This is a genomic window from Oleiphilus sp. HI0128 (genome assembly GCF_001635365.1).
The window spans coordinates 1-3,232 of sequence record NZ_LWGG01000803.1 but is presented as its reverse complement, the minus strand read 5'-3'; the positions used below and the strand labels follow the sequence as shown (position 1 = coordinate 3,232).

General features: G+C 45.5%; 3 protein-coding genes. 2 read left to right on the top strand and 1 reads right to left on the bottom strand.

The genetic code is table 11. From position 1 onward, the window contains the following. The coding region (locus A3763_RS11765) for a penicillin-binding protein activator (RefSeq protein WP_068760060.1) at positions 1 to 1,415 on the bottom strand (1,415 nt) is incomplete at its 3' end. A 56-nt stretch (positions 1,416 to 1,471) separates the two neighbouring features. Between A3763_RS11765 and rsmI the strand changes: the two genes are divergently transcribed. Both rsmI and A3763_RS11755 read left to right on the top strand, forming a co-directional pair. Further along, positions 1,472 to 2,308 carry a 16S rRNA (cytidine(1402)-2'-O)-methyltransferase gene (rsmI, locus tag A3763_RS11760; protein ID WP_068633074.1) on the top strand — a complete coding sequence of 279 codons (837 nt, stop codon included), beginning with the start codon at positions 1,472 to 1,474 and terminating at the stop codon, positions 2,306 to 2,308. A gap of 128 nt (positions 2,309 to 2,436) precedes the next feature. Next, on the top strand, positions 2,437 to 3,111 hold the full coding sequence (locus A3763_RS11755) for a hypothetical protein (RefSeq protein ID WP_068633071.1): 675 nt from the start codon (positions 2,437 to 2,439) through the stop codon (positions 3,109 to 3,111). Positions 3,112 to 3,232 lie beyond the last annotated feature (121 nt).

Below are 3,232 nucleotides of genomic sequence, written 5' to 3'. Positions count from 1 at the left end.
GCAATCATGACAAGTGCGTCGATATCTTGCCTTCTTCTGGGTAAAAACTCGAGCGCTGTGTTAGTGATTTTTCGAATTTTTCGCTTTCGATTCTGGCTGTCCTCAGTGCCGAGGAGGCGGGCGACGCTCGAAGCGAGAGATTTCTGATTTTTGTAAAATACGCTATCGATAACGACCCCGTCTAATGAAGAGAAGCTTTCTACAAAGCTATCGTATATGCGAAAGCCAAGATTATTCTCTGGCAGTATGATGCCGACCCGTTTCAGTGATTTGTCGTGTAGGCGTGTAGCAAGTTGTCTGGCCTCGGTCTCAGGTGCTAGACCAAGTTGGTATAGCTTATCTGAACCTGCGTTAGTCGCTGGAAGATAGTTTAAGGCGAGAGTTGGCGTGCTAATAATATCTAAGGAGTTCAGCGCTTTAAGAGAAGCTTTGTCTAGAGGGCCGATAATTAGGCTGCCTGTCTCAGGTGCTTGATTGTACAGTGACAAAATGTCTTGCGTTGCTGTGTCGAAAAAACGAACTTGTAGTGGTTCGTGGTTTGGGTTTTGTTTATTGCTGGCATAGTGTTGAGCCATGAAGCCGTCACGAATAGCTTTTCCAGCCAATTGAAGTGGCCCGCTTAAGGGCAGGGCAAGTGTTATCGAATCGGGGCGAGTGTTTGGGAGTTGTTTTAGAATGCTTAGCTCGTGAGGCGGATTCAGGCTGGCAGGATGGCTTGGCCACAGCTCGTTCCATGCCTGAAATGCATTATATTGGGCATCCAGGCTGATCTGATTTAGCTGGATTGTTCGAGCTAGATCTAACCACGCTAATGCGTCAGGGTTGTCGCCTGTGTAAATGTATTGGCTTAGGTCGGCTGTTTCAGTTGAGCGGAGTAGGTGCCAGATTTGCTCGTCTGTGTCTTGGTGATGCTCTGGATTAATTAGGCCGCGATGATCGATTAAGGTGATCGCCGCTTCAATAGTTAAATCTGTGATTTCATAAGCTTGAGATAATAAGTGCGAAAGCTCGATTTGCTGGTCGACATTCATGCCAGATAAACCAAGGTTCGGGATTAGCGGCAGTATTTTCTCAATGCGTGCTTTGTTCTTATTGCTTGTCGCTAACTTTAAGGACATTAAAAGATAGTCTTGAGCGTCAGCTTCATTGAGGTGCTCTATTTGAACTGACCCTAGTGCAGCATCGCTCTGTGCGTATAGGTTATTTTCCCAATAAGATTGTGCGGCTTGAAAAAATAGCTTGGATTGTTGTTTTGGGGAGGTGGACTTTAGTGCTAGTGAAATCAGCTCTTCCGGTTGTTTTGGAGCGGGAGATTCGACCTTTGTTAGTTTGCTTTGGTTTACTTTAGGCGATGTGCCACAGGCAGATATAATGACAGACAGGCAGACAATAATAGAAAAGTGAAGTGCTTTCATAGCGGGGTCTATGCTTAAATGTAGAATGTTCCGTATTTTATAGTGAGGTTGTGTTCTTGGAAAGTGCCATTTACATTGTTGCGACGCCAATAGGAAATTTGTCAGATATTACTTTGAGGGCAATTGAGGTTTTGAAAGCTGTTGACGTTGTTGCTGCGGAGGATACGCGGCACACAAGAAAGCTTTTGGAGCACTACGGTATTGCTACAAAAATGATATCCCTGCACGAGCACAATGAGTCTGAGAAAAGTGCTTATATCATTGGCTTGGTCAAAGAGGGGCAGTCGGTGGCGCTCGTTTCAGATGCCGGTACGCCGCTGATTTCTGATCCGGGGTATACATTAGTTTTGAGAGCCAAAGAAAGTGGGGTTCTCGTCAGGCCCATACCAGGCGCTTCTGCACTGATTGCTGCTTTATGCGCCAGCGGCGTTGCAAGTGACACGTTTATCTTTGAAGGCTTTCTGCCTGCTAAGAAAAAGGCTAAAGAAGAGGTGCTGCAATCTTATCTTGCTGAGCGGCGCACAGTTATATTTTATGAATCGCCTCACCGGATTTTGGTCACGCTTGAGGCTATGTCCGACGTGTTGGCAGGGCGAAAACTTTGTGTGGCTCGAGAACTAACCAAGCGATATGAGACGATTAAGTACGGTGAGGTGTCTGAAGTTCTGGCTTGGATGAAGGCTGACGAAGATCAAACTAGAGGAGAGTTTGTGTTGGTGCTTGAAGGTTCACAGGAAGAGCCTCTGAGTGTGAGTGATGAGCAAAAGCTCAAGCTTCTAGCGCGTTTGCTTCTAGAGCTGCCGCCAAAAAAGGCAAGTGCTGTCGTGGCGGATGTTGTGGGCGGAAGTAAAAAGGAAATATACAACCTGGCTTTAAGTTTGAAAGAGAAGTGATTGTAAAACCGACGACCGGTTTGCAATTTTGAAGGAATGATGTGATTCGATGTGCTTAGTAGATTGCGAAGGTATTCTTAATCGTGCAAAATATAAGCAAATAATTATCTAACGGATGTAGAGTCATAATGGATAGACTGTTCCGAAATATTTTTCTCCCAGTATCATTTTTGGGCTTGGCGACGGCTTTTCCTGTGCATGCTTTTGAGTTGCTTTCAGAAGGAGCGATGGGGACGGTTTCGGCTGTGTCAGCAAACTCGGCTGAAGATATTGTTAATATAGCTGGTCCTACAGCCGCGGGCTTGACGGTTGATGACGATTATGAAGTGCTGCCTTTTCAGACCGATATCACAATTGAGGATGCTAACCCAGATGAGGTGACTGACGTGCTTGAGTTTGCTTTGACTCAAGAGGTTGAGTCGTGGGCAAGTAATCTCACTATTCAAGACTCTCTAGTTGGAGCTGATACCTCCGCTGATGTGAGTTATGTGGATGAGCTTCCGCCTTCGTCTTTTGAAGATGCTGTTTTCCTTGTTCGAGATGATGAGTTTGATAGCATTGTTTTCGATTCCGATAGTGATCAAGAAGACAATACTAGCTACGAGTTAAGTCGTATAGAGCAAACTGTAACTGTCTTGGAGCAAAACCTGGGCTCGATTCGTTATATCGTTGAGAGGCAGGTAGACTTTGCAGCCACAATTGCTCCTCCGGATCGCGAGGGGCAGGAAGCGTCAATCGGCAGTGGCTATATCTCTGATCTAACGAGTATTAGTAATGTTCGCATTGCTACGGTTCGAGATTAGTTATATTTATCTATTCTTTTCTTGAATTATCTGTATTTCCGTAATACTGTTATTCCTGAGTTTGCCAGGCAATCGCTGCTTAGCTGAGTTTTCAGCATGAGGAGAGGAAAGTCCGGGCTCC